This is a genomic window from Streptomyces sp. BRA346 (genome assembly GCF_052851135.1).
Map to the genome: position 1 here is coordinate 1 of NZ_JAIWIH010000043.1, position 21,160 is coordinate 21,160.

Consider the following 21,160-nt stretch of genomic DNA (forward strand, 5'->3'; position numbering starts at 1 on the left):
CGCGCGTCCTCCTCCGGAGGAACGACGCACGCCCCTACGGGGCGTAAAGACGATAAACCCCTCCGGGGTTTAAACAATTCCTCCGGAATTGTTTATGAATTCCTCCGGAATTCATCGCGGTCGCTTTGGCTGATACAAGGTCAGTTCAGCGTGTGCGGGAATGATTTGGCGGAGGGTGCGTCGGGTGTTCTGTGCCCCCATGCCCTCAGCTTGCTTTGGTGGCATGAGGGTTCAAGATTGGCGGGCTGCGAAGAGGGGCGGGGTGGGTGGCGGTCATCCCGTATGCCGCAGCCGCTAGGTGATGGAGCGTGAGTGTTGATGGACAGTGGCCCAGCCCTTCCGTCAGTTCTCTCGTGGCGCCCCTGGCGCCGCTCACGGGCGACCGTACTCCCTGTACCTCTTTCGTGTCCACCCCAGCCGAGTCTGATGCATCACTCCATGATGCCGGGTAGAGTCTGTAAAAATACGGCACCCCCGTGAATCCGCTCGCCGAAATGGCGCAAACAGTCTATTGACCCCTCACGGCCTATGAACCTAGTATCGAATCACTCGGGTGACGCCGACGAAACCGCCAAATCACGAAGGAGAGAGTCATGGGAAGCCTAATTCTCATCGCTACAGTCATAGTCATGATCTATATTCACGGCTACGGCAAGGGGCGCAGCAAGGGTCGAACGGAGAATGTCGCAAAGTCTCTCGTGAAGATTCTCGATAAGGAGCGCTGAGAATCCTGGCGCTATAGGCACTGCCGAGAGCTTCATGGGGCGCACGCTGTAAGCGTGCGCCCCATGTCGTGTCTTGAGGAAGCGTCGGCTAGCGCAGCGCCCCCGGTGGTTTCCCGAGCAGGCACCCACGCCCCAACTCATCACTCCTAAGAGGGTCGGTCTGAGAGGGAAAGTCTACGCGTGGTCACTCTCGAAAAGGCACTCTCACCTGTACTGTTGCCCTCTTGCTCCTCTACTGGCCGCAACAGATGCCGCATCAGATGGGTGCCTCTGGATGTGCACTGGATTGCGCGCTTGATGGCGCGTCACCGTTGAGATGTTTGGTTCGCTGACACACGGGTATATCTAGTATCGAAGTCGCACGGGTGACGCCGAGCGATACGCCGAAAGCACGAAGGGATCAACGTGAAAGTTGAGCTGACTGTATCCGGGGGAATTGCCCGTCGGGCATTCCTCAAATCACCGGAAGCTGTGCACGCCCGCAGGATCGCCAATTTCCTTCCGTCGAAGGAGTGGCGTGAGGCTGCTCAGGTCGTCGAAAACGAAGATGCGGAACTGACAGGGATTCAGTTCCATTCAGCGACGGGACCGCTCGTTCTGAAAGTCCCGAATGAGGGGGCCCCGTATGTTCTGATGCTCCTTTCAGAAACTGGCCCCCAATTCGTGGGAACCATTCATGGAGGTAAGCGGGGGGAAGTCTCCCCGCAGGCTGTTGCCTACAGGCTAGGTAACATTCTCAACTCCCTTCGTGAGCGCCGTTTCATCTAGTGGCAGTCCGGCCCGTTGCTTCGACGGGCCGGACCAGTTCCAGGGAGGAGTGAAGGACATGAGCGAGACTCGCGTAGTTGACAGCGCGTCCCCTGAGGAGGACCCGGAGCCTGCCACCACGCATGAACTGGAGCAGGCCACATCTGCCTACTCAAAGGCAAAAGCCCGCATCAAGGCTCATCGTCTGCGCAAGGGTGTTCCGCACGTTGATGGGCAGGTCGATGACCGGAGGCGAGCATTCGTCTTAGGTTTCGTGACGGGCGTGAGAACGGGGCACACGGGCCCAGCTCTAGCCGATCGCGCGTTGCCCGCTGCTGATCTGTCCGCAGCGATGCGCGATTCCCGATCTGAGGACCTCATAGATCGCGAGGTTCAGTACCACGGGTCTCTGACGCGCCACCACGGCTACTACTACATCAGTGGAGTCATCCGGCGCTCTGAAGGAGGCCCCGTGAAAACGTTCTACGAGTTGAGGAGGTTTGCGCAGCGTACTCCCGCACTCCGCGAAGTGCGGGAAGAGAGTGTGACACTCGTGGAGTGGGGGGAGGTTTAAGGACTCAGGAGCCGGGTATATCTAGTATCGAAGGCCACTGATTGACACCAGCGGCCCGCCGAACACACGAAGGGAAACGATTTCGATGGAAACCCAGTCCGCAGTGCGGTTGATCAATCAACTCGACTACAAGCCCGGTTGGTCGATCACCGCCGAGGACCACACCAAACGGTTCGAGGGAACCGTAGAGGTTACGTTCGTGTTCCCCGCGTACCACTCCGAACGGCACCTTGCCGAAGAGGGGTACCCGTCCCACACCGATGGTTCATACGCGAAGTTCGCGATCATGGCGAGCGACTGTGACGACATCGAGCTGTACCGTCGTGTCCTCGCAAAGATCCTCGAAATCGAGACCCACGAGGCGAGGGAGTTCCTGCGGGTACTGCCCACGTATTGGGCGCCGTTCCACCCTCACCGCGTCGACGGGATGAAGCGGTGGGGGGAGGTGTCCAAGGACTACACGTACGGCATCGTGTAGCCCCCTGACAGGGTGCCCCGTCGCAATCCCCCCAGCGACGGGGCACCCGCCCCGCAGGCGCCGTCAGAGCCCCGCACGGGGGCGCCGGCCGCTGCGGTGTGGGGCCAGGTGCGCGGTGCCGCAGGTCGGCTCAAAGCAGATCAAGGCAGTAGTCCTCACTCACCCACCCATAGCCGCCCGAAAGTGCCTGGACAAGCAGGGGTTTGCCCATCACCACATAATCATCTAGTATCGAATCACGCCGCCCGGGTGACGCCGGGCGACCCGCCGATCAACACGAAGGGAGAGCCCCAAGTGGCTCACGAAATCGCACAGCTCACCATGCCCGAGTCCCAGCGGAACGCTTCTTATGAGCAGCTGCTCCAGGCCCTCACGCACGAGGAGGAGGTCAAGCTCGACACCGTCGCTTCAGGAGGCGCCATTGCGGCCCAAGAGGGGGACATCGTCGTTGGTGACCAGGTCTACAGGCCCAACGCGGTGGCGGATGAGGGGATTTCCTCCAAGTTGAGCATCCCCCTGCCCTACCTACGCCGGATGCACTCGGAAGCGCCCCACCTGTACGACCTCAACGTCAGGGGCTGGCTCGAAAGAGAGCCCGAGCGGAAGTTTCTGCTCCGAGGTTTCCGGGGAGCGCCCGGCACGCTGCGTGCTTTCCTCTCGGACAGCTACAAGGTGATTGACCATCTGGACGTCCTTACGGCTGCGCTGGAAGGAGTCAAGGAGGCCCGTCATCCGATCAAGATCCTCGGGGCGGATCTCACCGACCGGCGCATGGTGGTGCGGGTGGAATCCAGCGCCGTCAAGGTGATGGCCCGCGATCTGTTGAAGGGGTACCGCTCACCCTTCACCGGGCAGACCGGCGATGACCTCCCCGTCGTATCAGCCGGTTTCGTCCTGGCGAACAGCGAGGTTGGCGCAGGGAGGTACACCATCACCCCTCAGATCGTCGTGCAGGTGTGCACCAACGGGCTGACCATCACCAAGGATGCGCTCGGCAAGACCCATTTGGGCGCCAAGCTGGATGAAGGAGTGATCCGGTACTCGGAGGAGACCCAGACGAGGAACCTCTCGCTGATCACCTCCCAGACGCGGGATGCTGTGGCAACGTTCATGGATCACGCCTACGTGGAGCGGAAGCTGACGGAGATCCAGCGCGAGGCGGGGCAGAAGGTCGAGAAGCCCAGCGAGACCATCGAATACGTCAGCAGGCGGTTGAAGTTCAGCGACAGCGTGCGCGAGTCCGTCCTGAATCACTTCACCGCTGGCGGGCAGGCCACGGCGGGCGGTGTGATGCAGGCAGTGACTGCCACCGCCCAGACTCTCAGCGACGGCGATGCGGCATACGAGCTGCAAGGCCAGGCGCTGACAGCTATGTCGCTGGCTGCCGCAGCGTAGCCCCACCAGCTCCGACGGGGCGGCGCACCGCCCCGTCGCTCACTGGAGCATTTCAAGCTCCCGTCCGGTCCTTCGGACTCCGCTTTGGGTCCTCGAAGGGTCCCGGCGGGTAGTGGCCCCCGGTGTGCCGCGGATGTCCCCCCCCTGCGGCACACCGGGTTCCAGGCCCGGCCCTGTGCTTAAGGCCCGCGAGGGGCAGGGCCGGGCCTTCCCCCCGCCTTCTCTGAGCCGGGTCCGTCGACTCGATCATTGTCCGTGATGTCCAACGAGACGCCGCGTGCAGAGTCGAGGCGCGATGCTCCCGACCGGGGCGACACACAACCATAGAATCATCTAGTATCGACTTGAGGATGTCATGGACTTCAACATCAGAAATCGCAGCGTGCTGCCGCCCACTATCGAATCCTCCTTGCGAGCGGTGTGCGAGCTGATCCGCGAGGCGGGAGAGGGCACGCATTACATCATGTGCCTGGCGGATCTCCCGGTTGGGACCTCCCTGTTCGAAACCGCGCATTTCGTAATTCCCGAGGGCCGCACCGGCTGGAAGCGCGTGAGTGCAGAGGTGGCGAGTATGGCTGACTTCACCGAGGTGTTGGGGTGGGGCCTCGCGGTACGCGCCGGCGCGTTGGCGATGCGCACCGAAAGGGAGTCTCGGATCGGCATTCGGGGGTGGACGATCAACCGGACTGGTTTGCAGCCGCTTACCGGCAGCGAGTTGTCCGGGTCCCCCGTCCTGGCCGACGCGATGTGCCTTCCGGAGGATCCGAGGGAGTTGGTCGAGTACCGAAACGCGTATCCGATTCTCCCTACAGAGGTGTAGCCCTCGCTCGCCCAGCGCCCCGGAGGCTCCGGGGCGCTGGGCGCCATGCGCGCGCCCTATCGAGTCCTTCACAGGCACCGTCAGTTTCTGTGCAGCGGCCGGGGAATAGCCGTTCCCCAACCCCTGTTATACCTAGTATCGAACTACTTCGGGTGACGCCGAAGGGACCGCCGAAGCATGAAGGATTTCATTCATGGGTCACTACGACCTGCATATGGTGCACACACCGGACGGGGAAGCCGAAAGGTACGAGGCCGCCCGGCAAGCATTCGACACAGCCGTGGAGGAGCGGGATGCGCTCTTCCTTCCGTTCAATGACCCGGCATACCGAGCTGCGCAGAAAAGGGTCAGCGAGGCGTACGACCGGATGTATGAGGTGCACGCCTCCTATCTCCAGTTCGGTAACTGGACCATGAGGGAGTGTCGAGCGTTCATGCATCACTTCGGGATGCTCTCGCTGACGGTTTTGCATCCCCCGGAGAGGCCCGATCCAGAGGCGTTTGGCATCAGCCTCAACGAGTGCAGCGAGTACTGCGACTCCCCCGCCCGGGGGGAGGCGCCGGAGGCGGTCCGTCGTTTCCAGGAGGCCATGGAAGCACATCTCTCGTGGGCCCCTGTCCCTGCTGACGGAGTAGTCGCCCACAAGCTCGGAAGCCCTGGCGGGTGGATCGTCACCCCGGCTGAAATCCGCGCGGCGCTTTCGGCGTACGGAGAGAACCGGGGGAAAGACCCTGGGCTGCTCTCGCAGATCATCGAAGAGGCGAGCTGGTGGCCACAGTGGATCGAGTATCTCGCCACAGCCGCCAAACACGGGGGATTCCTCGTGCGCTGACACCGCGAGAGGCACGATGCCGAAGCAGCCGGGGAATACGCGACCTCCGCCACATGTTTACCTAGTATCGAATAATTGAGGGGTGACGCCCTCAACGACGCCGAATTCACGCGAAGGAGCCTTCCATGGGCTACACCACTACTTTCACCGGCCGGGTCACCATCTGCCCGCCTCTGAACCCCCATGAGATCGCCTACCTGCGGTCGTTCTCCGGCACGCGCCGCATGGACCGCACCCGGGGGCCGTACGTCATCGACGGTTCCGGCGCCTTCGGGCAGGGCCTCGACAAGGACATCACGAACTACAACGGACCCCCCGCCGGGCAGCCCGGACTGTGGTGTGAATGGGTGCCCAACGATTACGGCACGGCGCTGACGTGGAGCGGTGGGGAGAAGTTCTACAGCGCGGCCTCGTGGATGGAATACCTGATCGACACATTCCTGAAGCCGGATGCCGATCTCGCCGCCGAGCTGCGCGCTCCAGTGCGCGGACGCACCTATCCACCGGAGTTCGAGCGCTTCACCTTCGACCATGAAGTCAACGGTGTGATCGTCGCGCAAGGCGAAGACCCTAACGACCTGTGGGACATCAGGGTGTCCGACAACGCGGTCGTCACCGTCGATCGCTCGCGCTGATCACAGCCCCATGACCGGCCGGGTCTCTTCCCTTCGTGGCCCGGCCGCCCCGGGTCCGGCGGGTGGTCGAGCAGCGCGCAGCGATCCCCCGCGCTGCATGTCGCCGCTCCTGCCCGCCGGGCCCTCAATCCGCCTTTCCCGTGCCCGAGGAGAACTTCAGCCTTGTCGCGTACGCCGTCCGCGTTTCTGCTGACCGGTGACGGCCAGCTTGTCGAGATCGACCTGCCCACTGCACACACCGAGGAAGACCGCGAAGCTCGCGCCGCCGTACTCCGCGCAACCCTGCGATGCGACCGCTTCGACGTCGTCGCGCTGACCCACAGGTGGGACATGTGGATCGATGACGAGGGGCAGTTCAACCACCCAGTCAATCCCTTCGCTACCGTCCTCGCGCGCCGCTTCGGGTTTGTCTACCAGGACTACCACGGCCCGGTCCTACTGACCGGCGGCCCGGATGCCGAGGGCAACACGATGCCGCTGCTGCGGGACCAGGTGACCGCGCTTCTGCACACCCTGGCCGACCTGTAGGCCGCAGGGCGACCAGCCCGTTCCCGGGCCCCGGCGAGGCCGCACGGCTTCACGTCTGCCCCGCCGGGGACTCCGTGCCAATCCCCAGGGAGAAATCATGGGTTACACCCACTACTTCGCGTACGCGCCCAGCACCAGGGAGTTTCAGGATGCGTGGCCTCGCATGGTGGCCGATGCCCGGCGCATCGTCGCGCACGTCCAGTCGCTCGGCATTGCCGTCACCGGGCCCCTGGGGCGTGGCAGCCCAGAGACTTCGGAGAGCTGCATCGCCCTGAATGGGCAATTCGATCACGAATCTCTGGTGATCTCGCCAGGGCCGCCGAATCCGGCGCACGACCCGTACGGGGCTGGTCAGTACGCCACGCGGGGATTCGTGTGGTCGTTCTGCAAGACCGCTCGCAAGCCGTACGACCTGGCCGTGTGCGCGATCCTGCTGCGCTGCTGGCAGCTGGCGCCGCGCGCCTTCGTCATCGGCAGCGACGGGGGCTGGGATGCAGAGTGGAAGTTCGGCGCTGACCATGCCCGTGCCCACAGCGCGCGCTCCGTCATCGGCGCGCTGTTTCCCCCTGCCCCTTCGGAGTGCCCGTTCGTCAACACCGTCGACGGCCCCGTGCACCGTGGTGAATGAGGGCCCTGGCGCCATGTGACTCATGCAGGCGGCCCGGGGCGGGGCAGTCCCGGGCCCGCCGGTCACTCCGCGAAGCTCGTGCCGGCCTTGGGGCCGGTGCCGGTGAGCGCGACCAGGCGCTTCGAGCCCACCCCGATACACGCCGGGATACCCACCGGCCGCCCCGATGGACCATCACCGCCTTGATCACGACAGATACCGGCTTGCCTCGACCCACATAAACATCTAGTATCGAATTACTCGTGAGGCGCAGCCGCGATCCGATGCTCCCAGCCTCAGGCTGCCGGTCCGACGGAGCCGAGGCGCACAGATCCCCCTCAGCCTCCCAGCCGCGCCGCTCCCCTTCACGCAGCCACCGGCGCGACCTTCAACAGCACTCGCTCTCAGCAACCCAACGAGGAGATCCGTTCTCATGACCCATGCCGAACGCCCCGCGCCCATGCCTCCCGGCTGGCCGAGGGACCGCTACCGCACGACCCATCGCGCCATGAAGGTCTTCCGGATAGCCGACCACCTGCTGCGGCACGGACTGGCCTACAGCTCTGCCGAGGCGACCGACCCCGTCATCCGTGCCGCTGCCGCCGCGTGCGGTGAGAACGAGCCGTCCAGCACCAGTTGCCTGCTCGTACGGGAAGCCTTCGACTTCCTGCTCTCCCCGCACCGGCCCCCCGCCTCATCAGGCGGCCGGAACGCCCTGACCATCCACATCATCCGCGGCCCCGACGCGTGATCCGACGCGCGTCACCAGCCGCTCTGCGTACAGGAGATCCCCTTGTCCAGCACCACAGCACTCAAGCGCGCCAACGGGAAAGGCGCGCCGCCCGCCGCACCTGTGGCTTCGAGCCAGAGCCCGAAGAGCGGAGCCGAACCGCCGATCCCCGAAGAGCCGGACCAGCGCATCGTCCGTCTCGATCCGTCTCAGATCGTCCGTGACGCCTGCAACGCCAGGACCACCGACACCGAGCCCGACGAGAAGCTGATCGCGTCGGTCGCGGAACTCGGCGTCCAGGACGCCATCAGCGTCCGGCCGAACCCCGATGGCACCTACGGCGCCTTCAAGGGCTGGCGACGCGTCCAGGCACTCCAGAACGCCAACACGACGGCGGAGGCCGAGGACAGGCCCGTCCGCGAGATACCCGCCATCATCCGCGAGGACCTGGTGGACCGTGACGCGATGACACACCTGCTGTCGCTGATCGAGAACGACCACCGGGAGCAGATGAAGCAGCGCGACCGCGTCCGGGCGATCGAGACGCTGGCGCTGGTGGAAATGACCGAGGCCGAGCGTGAGCAGATGGCCCGCGCTCTGAAGATCAAGCGGGCCGAGATCCGTGCCGCCCGGCAGGCTGCACGGCTGGACGAGGAATCCCTGCAACGCGCCACAGTCCAGGGCTTCGACCTGGTGCAGATGGCGGAGCTGGCGGACGTCGAGGACGTGTACGGCGCCGCTCGGGCGCTGGAGGAGGCGAAAGCCAAGGACGACGCCGAGGGCGAGGACGGACGCGGCCACTGGGAGCACGCCCTGGCGCGGCTGAAGCAGTTCAAGGCCGAGACCCGCGCGCGGGAGAAGTCGCTGAAGGAGCTGGAGGAAGCGGGTGTTCCGTTGCTGCCGGACCACTTCTCCTACGGCACGAAGGACACCTCCCGGCCGCTGACCGACCTGTGCACCGATCTGGGCATGCCGCTGTCGGTGGAGAAGCACGTGCACTGCGCAGGTCATTCCGCTCGCCTTGACGAGGAGTCGCACCCGGTCTGGTTCTGCTCGGACCCCGCTCAGTACGGGCACAAGCTCCGGCCCGGCGCGAAGAAGCCCAAACAGTCCATGAGCGCGGAAGAGAAGGAGGCGCGGCAGCGCACGATCGCAGGAAACAAGGCGTGGAAGACCGCGCGCACGGTGCGGGAGGAGTTCTTGCGCAAGCGCTGCCAGGGCAGGTCTCTGTCCGACGCCGCGCGGCTGTTCGCCCTGCGCGTGGTGATGAACTCCCCGTACCAGTGGGCGAAGTGGTGCGACAAGAAGGACACCGAGACCGTCGCCCGCTACCTCGGCGTTCCCGACCCGAACGCGGACCCCGCCGCGTCGAGCCGTCGCACCGGGGGGCCGTTCGACGAACTGGTCGAGCGCCACGGCAAGGCCAGGGGATGGCACCAGATCTACGCCCAGGTCGTCGCCGCGTGCGAATACAGCATGCGCGAGCCGAAGGCGTGGCAGCGTCTGGACCGCCTACAGGCCGCGTACCTGGTGCATCTGCGTGACGAGGGATACCGGCTGTCCGAGATCGAGGACATGGCCCTCACTCAGAGCTGGCCGCCCTCGCAGGACGAGTCCACCGCACAGGCCGCCTGACCGTCGCCACCGCCGGGCGCGGCACCCCTCCATCCGCCGCGCCCGGCACCCGGCCTCTTCCTCGTGGAGTTTCCATGTCCAGCTGGTGCCCCTCCGGCCGGAGGCGCTATGCGGACCGGGCGATAGCCCGTGCCGCGCTCGGGGCCGCCAGAGCCCGTGGCTCCGCCGTGCGCAGCTTCCAGTTCTGTCCGAGCTGCCGGGGCTTCCATCTCTTCCGCAAGCGTCCCTATCACCCGCGCAAACGCCGGAAGCCGCGCCGACCTGGCGGAAGTCCCTAGCTCAACAGGTTGCACGAGCGGGCCGCGGTCCCCTCCCCGCTTCGTCGCTGGCTGTCGGCGCGACTCCGGCCCGCAAAGACCGGCCGGAGCCGCGCCCGATCTCTGAGGAGTTTCAATGACTCAGTTCTGTTCTTCCGATCCCAACGACTCCGACCACGGAGCACGATCGTCTCCTCCCCCGGTGGCTGACCACCGCAGGGATCCGTCAGCTCCGCCGGTCGAGGACGCGGCGCCGGAGCGTCTGGTGGCGGACATCTCGCAGAAAGTGTCGCGCGCGTGGCACGGCAGTCGCGACAGGGGGAATCTGGAGATCCCGGTCGGGGTGGTGGCCTCGCTCGCCATGCTGCGCCAGCCCGAGCGCGGGGCCGCTGTTGCCGAGCATCTTGCGGGCTTCACTCCGTCTGAGTTGGTCGCACACCACCGGCGTGTCTGGGCACTGTTGTGGATCATCCGTCCGGAGCTTGCACACTGGGCGCGCCCGCTTCATGGCTTCGTTCGTCTCTAGGAACAGCGTTTGTCGACGGGTTTCGGAGGCGGTCGGTGATCAACTGGCTCGTGAATGTTGAGCAGAAATGACGGCACTGACACGGCCGCGAACGCGGAACGGCCAGTCGCCCGTCAGGGCGGCTGGCCGTCGAAGCAGGTAGCGGCAGAGGGCAGCGCCTTTGAACCGTTCGAGCAGGTCGCCATCCGGGAATGGGATACCAATTGGGATGCCGTGCCGGGTTCGGCCGTGTTATGTAGTGAAGATGGAACCCGACCTCGTGACCGAAGATCGACTGCGTGGTGTTCTCGACGAGCTTGTCCGCAGGGAACCGCTCTTCCACCGACCCACGTTCGGAACGACCAGGGCTGATTTTGAGGTCATGACAGCCCCGGACTTCTGGGAGACAGGCGCGTCAGGACGCCGCTACAGCCGTGAGTACGTTCTCGATGTCCTGGAGGAACGCTATAAGTCTCCACTAGCCGAGGACTGGGAGACCTCCGACTTTCACTGCCAGGAACTGGCCGCGGCTGTCTATCTGCTGACGTACACATTGGTCCTCAACGGACGGAGAACACGGCGGGCAACGATCTGGCAGCAGGGTGCCGACGGCTGGACGGTTCTCTACCACCAAGGAACCGTGGTTCAAGACCTCTGAATCCCTGGCGCTCATCCCCTCTTGGCGGGTTCTTCGGCTCGTGCTCGGGTGCTGGCGAGGCGGTAGGAGTCGGTGCCGGTCTCGATGATGGTGCCGTTGAAGGTGAGCCGGTCGACAATGGCGGCGCAGAGCCGCGGGTCCGTGAACGTCTTCGTCCAGCCTCCGAACGACTCGTTGGAGGCGATGGCGACGCTGTTCTTCTCCTCGCGTTCGGTCAGGACCTGGAAGAGGAGTTCGGCGCCGTGCCGGTCGAGTTCCATGTAGCCGAGCTCATCGATGCACAAAAGATCAACACGCCCGTAGCGGGCGATGGTCTTGTTCAGCTGCTTCTCGTCGGCCGCCTCGACCAGCTCGTTTACCAGCTTCGTGGCCAGTGTGTAGCGGACCCGGTAGCCCTTCATCGCCGCCTCGGTGCCCAGAGCGATCAGCATGTGTGACTTGCCGGTGCCGGAGTCACCGATCAGGCAGAGCGGCTGGCCGTTCTTGATCCATTCGCAGCTGGCGAGGGTGTGGACGGTGGCCGCGTCGATGTTGGGGTTCGCGTCGAAGTCGAACGCCCGAAGGGACTTCTCCCGCGGGAAGTTCGCTGCCTTGATCCGCCTCTCCGAGCGGCGGCGGGCCCGGTCGTCGCATTCGGCCATCATCAGTTCGGCGAGGAAGCCGCGGTAGCTCATCTGCTCCTTCAGCGCCCGCTCGGCGATGTCGGGGAACTCCTTGCGGATCGACGGCAGCCGCAGCATGCGGCAAGCACTGTCGATGGCGGCATCGGCGGCCTGTTCGGTCAAGCCTCGCTGGCGGGGCAGGGTCATTGCGCTTCTCCCTCACGGTGGTCACCGCTGCTGTCGCGGCGGTATCGGAGCAACTGGTCGTAGGGGGTCACCGAGGGCAGCGGCCTGGTGTCCGGCGGAAGGTGGGCGAGGCGCCACTCGTGCAGGGATGTCACTGTCGCCGGTGGCTTGCCGGGAACCAGCTGGCCTGCTGCGGGGCCGGGTTCGGTCTCTGCCTGGGCGGCCTTTCGGGCCTCCAGCGCGACAGCATCCGCGGTCATGGCCCCGGCCCTCAGGGCCGCGGCCAGACCGGCGACGACATGCTCGTGGGGCAGGTGACGGCTCAGCAGTAGCACCTCGATCAGGGCCCGGGTGCCGTCCCGCTCGCCGTGGATCTTCTTGGCCTGGTTCCACCAGGCGTCATGGATCGGTGTGAACTTCCCTGCGGAGCGGGCCTGTTCGAGGGCGGTGGAGCCAGGGAAGGCACCGGGCTTGCGGACCAGGGCCTCCAGGTAGTGGTCCAGATCCAGGCGGACGGCGCCCTTGGCGATCAGCCGCTCATGTCGTGCCACTTCCACGTTCCTGTCGTAAACCACCAGGTGAGAAGCGTGCAGAACGACCCGGACGCGTTTGCCGATCAGGCGGGTCGGCACCGAGTAGCGGTTGGTGCGGACAGGGATCTGGCTGTAGCGGTCGACTCGTGGTGTGAACATCCGCCCAGTCTCGAACGGCTCGTCGGGCAACGGCAGCAGCAGTGGCTGTTCGATTGCGAAGTAGTCCGCGACCGTCTTGGGCCTGGACCCGATCCGGCGGGCGCCGTCCTGCCGGTCCCACTGGTCAACCATCTCGTTCAGCTCGGCAAGCGAGGAGACCTCAGGAACGGGAACGAAGTGGTTGCGGCGAAAGTAGCCGATCTGGCCTTCGACTCCGCCCTTCTCGTGGGCCCCTTCGATGCCGGGCCGGCAGTAGAAACTCTCGATGCCATAGTGCGACTTGAACGCGATCCACCGGTCCGTTTCCACCCTGGCCCGGTTCAGCCCCAGCACCCGGGCGACGGCAGCCTTGAGGTTGTCGTAGCGGACCTTGCTCCGCGGGACACCACCCAGCGTCCGCAGCGCGTGGACGTGGCCTTCGAAGAAGGCTTCTTGGCCGGCCGAGGCGAACACGCGGTGGACGGCCTTGCCCGAATACGACAGGCGGAAGGAGAACAGATAGCAGGTCACCAGCTCTCCGGCGAGCCGCACAGTCACGTCACCGAAGTCGACTTCCGCCTCATGGCCTGGCTGGTGGGTCTGCGGGACGAACGCCTCCAGCGGCGCCTTGCCGGACTCGACCAAGATCTCCGGCTTCCGGCCGGCGACGTAGTAGCGGACCATCCCGTAGGAGACGTCCGCCTCGTGCTCCTCGACCAGCCGGTGAAAGATCCGTGTGACCGTGTGACGCTGCTTGCGCGGCGCGTCCAGATCCGACCGCAGGATCTCGTCGATCACCGGCTTGAACGGATCCAGGGCACTCGCCCGGGGCGGGAGCTTCTTGCGCGGCTCCGGCCAGGCCGAGTCCAACGCCTTCCGCACCGTCCGCCACGTCACGCCGTGCTTGCGCTCAAGCTCGCGCATCGACATGCCGCCGCGATGGTCACGCCGAATCGCCGCGTACAGCTCGACCTTCGACATCGGCGGCATGACCAGCACCTTTCACCAGGAGCATCCCGATGCTGCCCTGGCAAGAGACCCGGTGCCTCCCAAACTCGTCAACACCACTCGTTCGTGATCCGGGGCGCCTCCCAAACTCATCGACAAGTGACGTCACTACTGCTCGATAAAGCCACGCTTCACTCGTGGTTGGAGGAGGAGCTCGGACCGAAACGTCTCGACGCTGTCCATGCGGTCACCCAGGCAGCTCTGCGAGCGGGCCTCCTCGAGGTGACCGGGGGCGCGGATCCGTACCAGCGCTCGCGGGCCGATGTCTTCAGCGTCCTTCTGACGGAGCTGCGATCCGGCCGAGCAGGCAAGGCGATCGGTGAGGCGCATACTCCGCCGGACGCCGCTGCGCTGATGGCTCGTCTGACGCTGCCGGATGAGCCCAGGCAGTGGTTCGACGACCCTGCGGCCGGCACCGGCGGTCTCTTCCGCGCCGCCGCTCAGCGCCTGCGGGACACCGGCCGCGATCCCGCCGATTTCGGATGGTCGCTGAACGACGTCGACCCGATCGCCGCAGCATGCTGCGCTGTGAACGCGTTCATCTGGCAGCTCGGCCCACGGGTGCTCGTCTCCTGCGTCGACATCCTCGAGCAGCCGGATCCTCGCTCTCAGGCACTGGAGGAGCGTGCGGCGGCATTCGCACGTCGTACTGCGCTCCTGGGCGCAGCAGAGCCCGTAGCCGCGTTCCAGAGGCTGCTGCCCGACGCCCTTGGCCCAGGGACGGCATGACGAGCGCTGTCGCGGCCGCCCTGCCTCCGGGCCGGGCCCGCCGGGCTGGGCCCGGAGTCGGCACCCCGCGGACCTCACGGAGCGGCTGGCTCTCGGGGCGGTCACCGCGATGTGCCGGGACGCAGAGCCCGCTCGTCACGCCCTCGCCCCTCAGGCGCCTTGGCCTTCGCCAACACAGCGCGCCGCATCCGGTGAAGTACCCGCCGTCGATGGACGCTCTCTTCCCCCTCGATCCGTTCGTCCGCACAAGGAGCAGCGAGCCGCATGAACGACTCATCCTTCACCTCGTCCGCCCTCCCCGAGGCATCCGCCTTGTACCACGCACGTCTGGCTGCGTACCGCACTCGCACCGCGGCGCCCAACCGGCTGGCCCGCGTCATGTGTACTCATCTTGCTGCTGCCGTGTGCGACATCCTGACCGGTTCAACCTTCCAGGGCCCGTTCGACGCCCGGTGGCTGGAGCTGGCTTTCTTCCCCTCCGGGAGCGTGGCGGTCTCCGGCCGGTATTGGACGCATGCCGGAGAGTGCCGAGACCTCAATGACGTGGGCGACACGTACGGCATGGGCGAGTGGGCCGACGAACTGGGCGCTTGGAACTTCGGCGGTTGGAGACCCCTGTGCACGATCAGGGCCGTCCAGGAGGACGGGGTGTTCATCTACGGTCTGGACCTCGTTCGCGCTGCCGAACTCCCTCAAGATCCTTCGGAGTCCGCCGAGGTGGCTGAGCGGTCGTGAGCGGTCCGCAGTGCGATCGGGGCCCGGTTGCACCACAGCGGTTTTATACCTAGTATCGAATTAACGATTTCCGTGTGTGCAGGAGTGATTCGTGCCGATGTCCATCCCCGCCTTCCTGACACCAGCCCATGCAGCTCCCCCCGCGCCCGCCCGGTTCCAGCCCTCACGGACATCACGATGACGGGCGAGACCACCGTCACGGTCACCGGCAATCTGGTCGCGGACCCGGAGATACGCTTCACCGACGCCGGTACGGCCGTCGCCCGATTCCGCGTCGCCTCCACCCCGCGTGTCTACGACCGCAGCGCGGGGCGGTGGACCGACGGAGAGCCGTTGTTCCTCACCTGCACGGTCTGGCGCGGCGTCGCCGAGCACGTCTGCGAATCCCTCGTGCGCGGCATGCGCGTCATCGTGCAGGGCCGTCTGCGCCAGCGCACCTACACCGACACCCAGGGCGTGCGCCGTACCGTCTTCGACTTGGATGCCGACGACGTCGGGCTCAGCCTGCGCCACCGGATCGCCTACTCCGAGCAGAGCCTTCCGCCCGCGCTGGCGAGCAGTACGCCTCCCACACCACCCGACTCGCCAGAAGCCCCCGCCCGAGCGCGCGGTCTCAGCAGCCAGCAGACCGCGAACCGCCGACGGCCGGTGACCGGATGGGCCGCGTTCACCGCCACGGCCTCCCGAGCCGTCGCCGACCCCTCCGCCTTCCGTATCACCTGATCCCTGGAGCGCTCCATGTCCAGCGACGACCGCCCCTTCCCCCAGCCCGAGACCATCCTTCCGCAGCCTTCGGAGTTCCAGCCCGCCGTCAAGGAGTCCCGCCCCGTCCGCATCGCCTTCGAAGGACCGTCAGGGTCCGGTCGCACCCTGACCTCCCTCCTGGTCGCCTCCGCGCTCGGCGGCCCCATCGCCGTCATCGACACCACCGGCGGCACCGCCGCGAAGTACGCCGACACCGTGCCCTTCGACACGCTGGAACTCACCCACTTCGACCCCGAACGGCTCTTCAAGTGCCTGGCTGTCGCCGCGATGCGCGCCTACCCTGTGCTGATCATCGACCGGTACACCGCGTTCTGGAGCGGGTCGGGCGGGATGCTGGACAAGGTCACCGACGAGACGCGCTCGGGTTACGGCGCTTCCAATGCCGGGTGGAACAGGTACCGGCCGATGGACCGACGCGTCACCGCAGCCCTCTTCGCCTATCCCGGTCACGTCATCCTCACCCTCAACTCGCGGACCGACACCGTCATCGACACCGACGTCCAGGGACGCCAGTACGCCCTCCGCCTCAGCCTCCGGCCCGAGCAACGTTCCGATCTCGACTACGACCTCGACGCCGTTGGCACCCTCGGCCCGGTCGCCACCGTGCGCTTCGGCAAGAGCCGGATCCCGTCCCTGGCGGGGGAGGTCTTCGAGCAGCCCGGCGAAGACCTCGGCCACACCATCGGGAAGTGGGCATCCGAAGGCGTCCCCAACTGGCCGCAAGCCTCCTTCATCGACCGCGCCCGTGATCCGGAAGCCACGTTCGACTCGCTCGGCCAGTTGCGCGCCGAGGCCCTCGCCAGCCGGGCCGGGGCCATGGCGGTGCTGGATCTGCACGGCGAGCCCACCACGCTCGACGCCCTCATCCTCAAGCGTGGCCACATCTTGAAGCACCACCGCGAGGCGCGCCCTGGCACATGACGATCCGATGCACGCAGGGGGAAGACCGTCCCGGCCCCGGGAAGAACCTGGCGACGGTCGGCCGACCGCCACACTGAGCCGTCCGTCCTCTGCGCAGCGTCCTCCCGCCGCCCCTCCTAATTGCAGGCCCACCACCGTCGCGGCTCCCCGCCAACCCGCACGCACCGGAGAGATCGGCATGCCCGTGCCCCCATTTCCGCCGGACGTCGTCCCCCTCCACGCCCGGCACGGTTCCTACTCACCCCGGCACGGCTGGCTGCTCAAGGCCTACCTCGCCCTGAAGGAGGACTGCCGCCTCTTCGCAGCCGCCGACGCCATCGTCAGGCTCGGCGTCGGCAAGAGCATGGTGACCTCGATGAGATTCTGGTCCGCAGCCTTCCGCCTCTCCGACGAACTCCGCCACCGGCCGGGGAATGCCAGAGACGTCATCCCCACGGACCGAGCGCGGTGGCTGCTGGAGGACGAAGGCGCCGATCCGTACCTGGAAGACGACGCCAGCCTCTGGCTGCTGCACTGGTGGTTGCTCTCTCCCCCGTGTCTGGTGCCCGCCTGGTACTACACGTTCTGCATGTCGCCATGGACCCGTCTCGAACGGGAACAGCTCATACACGGCGTACAGGCCGCGGCCGCCTCCGCAGGATGGCGCCCGACCAGCGACGCCGTGATCCGGCGGGACGTGAACTGCATGCTCCGCATGTACACCAGGTCATGCCCGGGCGGGCAGCCGCAGGCCGCCGCCGAGGACATCTTCGACCGCCCTTTCAGCGGCCTCGGTCTCATGAACCACGCCCCGGACGGGACAGTGCTGCTCAGCCGGCAGGCGGGGAACAGCGCACCTGCCGCAGTGCTGGCATACGTCTGCCTGGCCTACGCGGCCCGCCTCCAGCCGGACCGTCCCGGCCAGGTGGCGCTGAGCCGACTGCTGCACGACGACGCCGGCCCTGGCCGCGTGATGCGGGTCGGGCCGGAAGCGCTGCGCCGGGCTCTGAGGGTCACTGCCCGGACCCACCATGAGCTTGATGTCGTCGACGACGGCGTCGGCCAGGAGATGCTCACCTTCAGCGCGCCTCCGCTCGCCCTGGCCTGGGAGGTGCTCGACGGCCGGTACGGGGACATACGGCAACGACTCGGCGTCCAGCCAGAACGGGAGGACATCCCGTACCGCACGATCCAGTCCGCATAGCAGGCGAAGCCTGCTTCCACACCACGTCAGTTATCTGGTATCGACTGCGCGGAAGAAGGCCTCATGGCTCACACGCCCTCACCCCGGATCACCGAGCCCCCAGGAATTCGCCCTTCCTCCGAGGGCGGTCCGCGCGGCCGAAGTCCAACTGCGGCCACTGACCCTCTGGACCCGGGTGGGACACCAGAGCATCGCCCAGGCCCCTGAGCCCCGGGTCGTGGTTAGGGCCGCCGCCCCCCTGTCGCCGACAGATCGTCATCGATCCATGAGGAGGATGCAGCTGTGCCCGACGTCACCATCCCCGGCACCGACGGATTCGTTCTGCGGGCCGCCGGCCCGGACGAGCACGACAACCGCGACGTGATGGCCCCGGACGGGGAGATGGTCGCCACCGTCTACTACACGCGGTTCAGTGGTCGATGGCACGGCGTTGTCGGCCCTGATGTCACGATGACCGTCGCCGACGCCCTCACGGCGGGGCGACAAGCAGTCCTGCTGTGGAAATTCAGCAATGGGGACAGCGCGAGAGAGCCGACCCTCTACTTCGGCCACGCCCACCAGGAGGTCCCCGAGGCCCTGACACAGCTGCGCCGCCGATGGCTTGAGGTCCACCGGGCAGCCGCCAGCGCGTACACCGCCTGGTACGGACGGCAGCCCCACGTGCACACGATCGACGCCGCGCTCGCGGAACTCGAGGCGCAGGGCCGAACCCGCCTCAGGACCGACGCGCTCCTGGATGGCCTGGACGCGCTGAACGCCCCTGCCTCCGCGTGGCGCACAGAGCTGATCACAGCGGGGGCGAGCGAGGCCCGCGAATGGCTGGTGTATCCCCTCACCCGCCTGCTGTACGACAGCCAGCACCTCCAGGGCCGCCTCCGGGCGACGCGGGCCGAAGCGCGGCGCCGTGCGGGCGAACGCCTCTGGTAGGACCGCCCCCCTCAGCGTCGCCAGAAGCCAGGAGGCCGGGCCCCCGGATTCCCCCCAGTGCGACTGCCGAAATGGTCGCCCTGGGGCGCACGCATGCCCGGCGAGATCCATCACCGGTCGGCAGATTTCAAGATCGTCTCAGGCGGGGACTTGCGACACCCGACATAAATAACTAGTATCGAAATCATTGCCGGTGCCGGCCTCACGATGAAAAGAGGGTCTGATGGACAGCGAAACCACTCAGGACCTGCTGGACCTCGCTGCGACCGCGTTGTCCTGCAGTACCGAACAGCTGCACATCGCCCTGGAGCAAGGCCACGACCTGTATTGCGCCGGCCTGGCGTCAACGGGGCGATCCGTCCGCGAACGCTGTGCCGGACTGTACGACCATGACCTGGCTGCCTGGTGTGCCCTGGAAAACGTGCCCTGGCGAGCAGGATCGGACCGACAGGACGCGGTCGAGGAACTCCTCTTCGCCGTATGGACCAGCACACCCGCCGCCATGGCCTACGCGGCCCTGACCGACCAGGCCGAGCAGCGCGACGTATGGCTGATCGACGGTCACCGCAACGACGCACCGTAGACGGCACGCAGAGCATCCTCCCCCATTCCGGAGACGAGTCCAGGAGGACACGATGGGCAACACCACCGGCGATGAGCTTCTGGACGCCCACCAGATTCACGAAGAGTTCGGGATCAGTCCCTCCCGGCTGAGCGAGCTGTACCGGGACCGCGCGACCACCAACTGCCCGGAACCGGACGAGAAGAACGGCAAACGGCGCTGGAAGCGACGGACGATCGCGCCCTTCGTCGAGACCTACCAGGCATCCAAGCAGCAGTTGTCCCGAGCCAATCCGAACCACCCTCTGCTGGCACAGCCGCGGGACACTCTGCTGTCAACCTCGCAGGTGTCCAAGCAGATCCTCGGGCACAAGTCGACATCGACCGTGCTGGCCTGGCTCGTCGATTCCCCCGGGTACTTCCCGGACCCGGACGTCGTGGAGTCGACCCCTGGCGGGCGCAAGCGCCGAAAGTGGCGGGTGGACACCATCGCGGACTGGCTCGCCGACCGCCCCGGTCCCGGAAACCCCCTGAGCAAGACCGGAACCCCGAAGACGAGCCCGCCCCCCGAGGACGGCGACCCCGACGAGCTGATCGATGCCAAAACAGCGGCGCCGATCCTCGGCTACAGCAGCCACCTGCAGCTGAACCGCGCCATCGCCCGCGGCATCCTCCCCGAGCTCATGGAGCCTGACGAGGTCATCCCGGGGCGGGTCACCACCTACCGGTGGAAGCGCGCCCGCATCGTGGACCTCGCACGGGCCCGGCAGGAAGCCCCCTCCAGCGCGGAGCTGGCCGAGCGACGCCTCAACGCCGCCCTCGAAGCACTCCGGGCCGCGGGCTCCACTCCAGGCAGCGTGACGATCACGCATCTGGCTCAGACGCACCCTGGCCACGGCAGCGTCATCGCCTGGGAGAGCTCTCTGGCCGAAGCGCACCGCCAGCTCGACGTCACTGGCTGACGGTGGGAGCGAGCCGGCGGGATGACTCGCATCAGCGGCTATCCTGTCGGTGTACGGCACTCGGTCAGGGCACTTCGTGGCCCAGGCGGGCCGAGTGTGTCGGCCGATGGCCGGGGGGAGGCTGTCAACCTCCCCGCCGGGCGCCCAGGCGTTCCGGAACCGGCCATCGTTTCCCTTCTGCTGCGCCGCCGTCTCGAGTCAGTCTGATCACGATTCCGCCGGCCTCTCGCGCCCGCGGCCGCGAGAGGGCTGCCACCCCTTGAGGCGGCAGCCCTCCTTTGTACTTCAGCGTGGATTACGAGCAGTGCTTCTTCTCGTAGGAGCCCCAGGCTTCAGCACGGTCCCAGCTCGCGTTGTAATCGAATCCGCCCTCGATGTTGACGCACTTGCCGCGCGGGGCCTTCGCGTAGACCGGTCCGGCGAACTTCTTGTGGTTCTGCCCGCTGCGGTAGCCGTCCTGGTCCCAGTTGCCCGTTCCGCTCCTGACGATCCGCGCCTTGATGTGGTTCGGGTTGTGGATACCGTTCTTCGGTCGGGCGACGGCGCAGTTCTTGCCGGTGGCGTTGGACCAGTAGACGTCGATGTAGCCGACCGTGCGGCCCTCGGTGTCGCTGCCCCAGACGTTCTTGATGGGCCACGACTTCTTGAAGTGGTAGCTGGAGCCGCAGCGGTTGGCCCTGTCGGTGGCGCTGGCGCTGGGCGCGGTTGCGACGGTGACGGTGCCGCCGATCATGGCTGCGGCCGAGGCCGCGACGATGGCTTTGCGGATCATGTTCATGTGAAT

At 66.4% G+C, this 21,160-nt stretch carries 23 protein-coding genes; 20 read left to right on the forward strand and 3 right to left on the reverse strand.

The features are described 5' to 3' along the window. The first annotated feature begins 1,551 nt into the window (after positions 1 to 1,551). The 12 genes from LCH29_RS36960 (at position 1,552) to LCH29_RS37015 (ending at position 11,126) form a co-directional block, all read left to right on the forward strand. Positions 1,552 to 2,046, forward strand: a complete 495-nt coding sequence (locus LCH29_RS36960) for a hypothetical protein (RefSeq protein WP_446466055.1) — start codon at positions 1,552 to 1,554, stop codon at positions 2,044 to 2,046. 85 nt (positions 2,047 to 2,131) lie between these two features. Then, a complete protein-coding gene (locus tag LCH29_RS36965; RefSeq protein ID WP_446466056.1) occupies positions 2,132 to 2,524 on the forward strand; it encodes a hypothetical protein in 393 nt (130 codons plus the stop codon). 294 nt (positions 2,525 to 2,818) lie between these two features. Beyond that, entirely contained in the window at positions 2,819 to 3,919 is a 1,101-nt protein-coding gene (locus LCH29_RS36970; protein WP_446466057.1) for a DUF932 domain-containing protein, read from the forward strand. Between the two features lie 355 nt (positions 3,920 to 4,274). After that, positions 4,275 to 4,739, forward strand: a complete 465-nt coding sequence (locus tag LCH29_RS36975; RefSeq protein ID WP_446466058.1) for a hypothetical protein — start codon at positions 4,275 to 4,277, stop codon at positions 4,737 to 4,739. Positions 4,740 to 4,932: 193 nt separating this feature from the next. Continuing rightward, positions 4,933 to 5,571 carry a hypothetical protein gene (locus LCH29_RS36980; protein WP_446466059.1) on the forward strand — a complete coding sequence of 213 codons (639 nt, stop codon included), beginning with the start codon at positions 4,933 to 4,935 and terminating at the stop codon, positions 5,569 to 5,571. A 125-nt stretch (positions 5,572 to 5,696) separates the two neighbouring features. Continuing rightward, positions 5,697 to 6,206: a hypothetical protein gene (locus LCH29_RS36985; protein WP_446466060.1), complete on the forward strand. Its 510-nt coding sequence runs from the start codon at positions 5,697 to 5,699 to the stop codon at positions 6,204 to 6,206. A 162-nt stretch (positions 6,207 to 6,368) separates the two neighbouring features. Continuing rightward, positions 6,369 to 6,734 (forward strand): DUF3846 domain-containing protein, encoded by a 366-nt coding sequence (locus LCH29_RS36990; RefSeq protein ID WP_446466061.1) that lies wholly within the window; start codon positions 6,369 to 6,371, stop codon positions 6,732 to 6,734. A 97-nt stretch (positions 6,735 to 6,831) separates the two neighbouring features. After that, entirely contained in the window at positions 6,832 to 7,362 is a 531-nt protein-coding gene (locus LCH29_RS36995; RefSeq protein ID WP_446466062.1) for a hypothetical protein, read from the forward strand. A gap of 412 nt (positions 7,363 to 7,774) precedes the next feature. After that, positions 7,775 to 8,092 carry a hypothetical protein gene (locus LCH29_RS37000; RefSeq protein ID WP_446466063.1) on the forward strand — a complete coding sequence of 106 codons (318 nt, stop codon included), beginning with the start codon at positions 7,775 to 7,777 and terminating at the stop codon, positions 8,090 to 8,092. 42 nt (positions 8,093 to 8,134) lie between these two features. After that, positions 8,135 to 9,706, forward strand: coding sequence for a ParB/RepB/Spo0J family partition protein (locus LCH29_RS37005; RefSeq protein ID WP_446466064.1), 1,572 nt, complete (start codon positions 8,135 to 8,137; stop codon positions 9,704 to 9,706). Between the two features lie 459 nt (positions 9,707 to 10,165). Then, positions 10,166 to 10,489 (forward strand): hypothetical protein, encoded by a 324-nt coding sequence (locus LCH29_RS37010; protein WP_446466065.1) that lies wholly within the window; start codon positions 10,166 to 10,168, stop codon positions 10,487 to 10,489. Positions 10,490 to 10,733: 244 nt separating this feature from the next. Continuing rightward, the gene (locus LCH29_RS37015; RefSeq protein ID WP_446466066.1) at positions 10,734 to 11,126 is read left to right on the forward strand and encodes a nuclear transport factor 2 family protein; all 393 of its coding nucleotides are present in this window, start codon (positions 10,734 to 10,736) and stop codon (positions 11,124 to 11,126) included. Positions 11,127 to 11,137: 11 nt separating this feature from the next. On the opposite strand, the gene istB is transcribed toward LCH29_RS37015, so the two are convergent. Then, positions 11,138 to 11,935 carry an IS21-like element helper ATPase IstB gene (istB, locus tag LCH29_RS37020; RefSeq protein ID WP_446466067.1) on the reverse strand — a complete coding sequence of 266 codons (798 nt, stop codon included), beginning with the start codon at positions 11,933 to 11,935 and terminating at the stop codon, positions 11,138 to 11,140. After that, a complete protein-coding gene (istA, locus tag LCH29_RS37025) occupies positions 11,932 to 13,566 on the reverse strand; it encodes an IS21 family transposase (RefSeq protein ID WP_446466105.1) in 1,635 nt (544 codons plus the stop codon). Before istA ends, istB begins: the two co-directional genes overlap by 4 nt. Positions 13,567 to 13,734: 168 nt before the next feature. Between istA and LCH29_RS37030 the strand changes: the two genes are divergently transcribed. From LCH29_RS37030 to LCH29_RS37065, 8 genes are all read left to right on the forward strand, one after another. Further along, the gene (locus LCH29_RS37030) at positions 13,735 to 14,322 is read left to right on the forward strand and encodes an N-6 DNA methylase (protein ID WP_446466068.1); all 588 of its coding nucleotides are present in this window, start codon (positions 13,735 to 13,737) and stop codon (positions 14,320 to 14,322) included. A gap of 264 nt (positions 14,323 to 14,586) precedes the next feature. After that, the gene (locus LCH29_RS37035; RefSeq protein WP_446466069.1) at positions 14,587 to 15,057 is read left to right on the forward strand and encodes a hypothetical protein; all 471 of its coding nucleotides are present in this window, start codon (positions 14,587 to 14,589) and stop codon (positions 15,055 to 15,057) included. A 177-nt stretch (positions 15,058 to 15,234) separates the two neighbouring features. Continuing rightward, a complete protein-coding gene (gene ssb / locus LCH29_RS37040) occupies positions 15,235 to 15,780 on the forward strand; it encodes a single-stranded DNA-binding protein (protein ID WP_446466070.1) in 546 nt (181 codons plus the stop codon). Positions 15,781 to 15,795: 15 nt separating this feature from the next. Next, positions 15,796 to 16,743 (forward strand): AAA family ATPase, encoded by a 948-nt coding sequence (locus LCH29_RS37045; protein WP_446466071.1) that lies wholly within the window; start codon positions 15,796 to 15,798, stop codon positions 16,741 to 16,743. A gap of 178 nt (positions 16,744 to 16,921) precedes the next feature. Next, entirely contained in the window at positions 16,922 to 17,926 is a 1,005-nt protein-coding gene (locus LCH29_RS37050; protein WP_446466072.1) for a DUF4007 family protein, read from the forward strand. Positions 17,927 to 18,208: 282 nt separating this feature from the next. Further along, positions 18,209 to 18,853 carry a hypothetical protein gene (locus tag LCH29_RS37055; protein ID WP_446466073.1) on the forward strand — a complete coding sequence of 215 codons (645 nt, stop codon included), beginning with the start codon at positions 18,209 to 18,211 and terminating at the stop codon, positions 18,851 to 18,853. A gap of 223 nt (positions 18,854 to 19,076) precedes the next feature. Next, positions 19,077 to 19,436, forward strand: coding sequence for a hypothetical protein (locus LCH29_RS37060; RefSeq protein ID WP_446466074.1), 360 nt, complete (start codon positions 19,077 to 19,079; stop codon positions 19,434 to 19,436). 52 nt (positions 19,437 to 19,488) lie between these two features. Continuing rightward, positions 19,489 to 20,376, forward strand: coding sequence for a hypothetical protein (locus LCH29_RS37065; RefSeq protein ID WP_446466075.1), 888 nt, complete (start codon positions 19,489 to 19,491; stop codon positions 20,374 to 20,376). A gap of 295 nt (positions 20,377 to 20,671) precedes the next feature. Here the strand turns inward: LCH29_RS37065 and LCH29_RS37070 are convergent, their stop codons facing one another. Next, positions 20,672 to 21,154, reverse strand: a complete 483-nt coding sequence (locus LCH29_RS37070; RefSeq protein ID WP_446466076.1) for a hypothetical protein — start codon at positions 21,152 to 21,154, stop codon at positions 20,672 to 20,674. Positions 21,155 to 21,160: the final 6 nt, after the last annotated feature.

Excerpts from the sequence above, each read along its gene's own strand:
- LCH29_RS37065 (WP_446466075.1), top strand. The coding sequence starts at position 19,489 with ATGGGCAACACCACCGGCGATGAGCTTCTGGACGCCCACCAGATTCAC.
- LCH29_RS36960 (WP_446466055.1), top strand. The coding sequence starts at position 1,552 with ATGAGCGAGACTCGCGTAGTTGACAGCGCGTCCCCTGAGGAGGACCCG.
- LCH29_RS37070 (WP_446466076.1), bottom strand. The coding sequence starts at position 21,154 with ATGAACATGATCCGCAAAGCCATCGTCGCGGCCTCGGCCGCAGCCATG.
- LCH29_RS37035 (WP_446466069.1), top strand. The coding sequence starts at position 14,587 with ATGAACGACTCATCCTTCACCTCGTCCGCCCTCCCCGAGGCATCCGCC.
- LCH29_RS37015 (WP_446466066.1), top strand. The coding sequence starts at position 10,734 with ATGGAACCCGACCTCGTGACCGAAGATCGACTGCGTGGTGTTCTCGAC.
- istB (WP_446466067.1), bottom strand. The coding sequence starts at position 11,935 with ATGACCCTGCCCCGCCAGCGAGGCTTGACCGAACAGGCCGCCGATGCC.
- LCH29_RS37060 (WP_446466074.1), top strand. The coding sequence starts at position 19,077 with ATGGACAGCGAAACCACTCAGGACCTGCTGGACCTCGCTGCGACCGCG.
- LCH29_RS36975 (WP_446466058.1), top strand. The coding sequence starts at position 4,275 with ATGGACTTCAACATCAGAAATCGCAGCGTGCTGCCGCCCACTATCGAA.
- LCH29_RS36995 (WP_446466062.1), top strand. The coding sequence starts at position 6,832 with ATGGGTTACACCCACTACTTCGCGTACGCGCCCAGCACCAGGGAGTTT.
- istA (WP_446466105.1), bottom strand. The coding sequence starts at position 13,566 with ATGTCGAAGGTCGAGCTGTACGCGGCGATTCGGCGTGACCATCGCGGC.
- ssb (WP_446466070.1), top strand. The coding sequence starts at position 15,235 with ATGACGGGCGAGACCACCGTCACGGTCACCGGCAATCTGGTCGCGGAC.
- LCH29_RS36965 (WP_446466056.1), top strand. The coding sequence starts at position 2,132 with ATGGAAACCCAGTCCGCAGTGCGGTTGATCAATCAACTCGACTACAAG.
- LCH29_RS37050 (WP_446466072.1), top strand. The coding sequence starts at position 16,922 with ATGCCCGTGCCCCCATTTCCGCCGGACGTCGTCCCCCTCCACGCCCGG.
- LCH29_RS36985 (WP_446466060.1), top strand. The coding sequence starts at position 5,697 with ATGGGCTACACCACTACTTTCACCGGCCGGGTCACCATCTGCCCGCCT.
- LCH29_RS36980 (WP_446466059.1), top strand. The coding sequence starts at position 4,933 with ATGGGTCACTACGACCTGCATATGGTGCACACACCGGACGGGGAAGCC.
- LCH29_RS37045 (WP_446466071.1), top strand. The coding sequence starts at position 15,796 with ATGTCCAGCGACGACCGCCCCTTCCCCCAGCCCGAGACCATCCTTCCG.
- LCH29_RS37000 (WP_446466063.1), top strand. The coding sequence starts at position 7,775 with ATGACCCATGCCGAACGCCCCGCGCCCATGCCTCCCGGCTGGCCGAGG.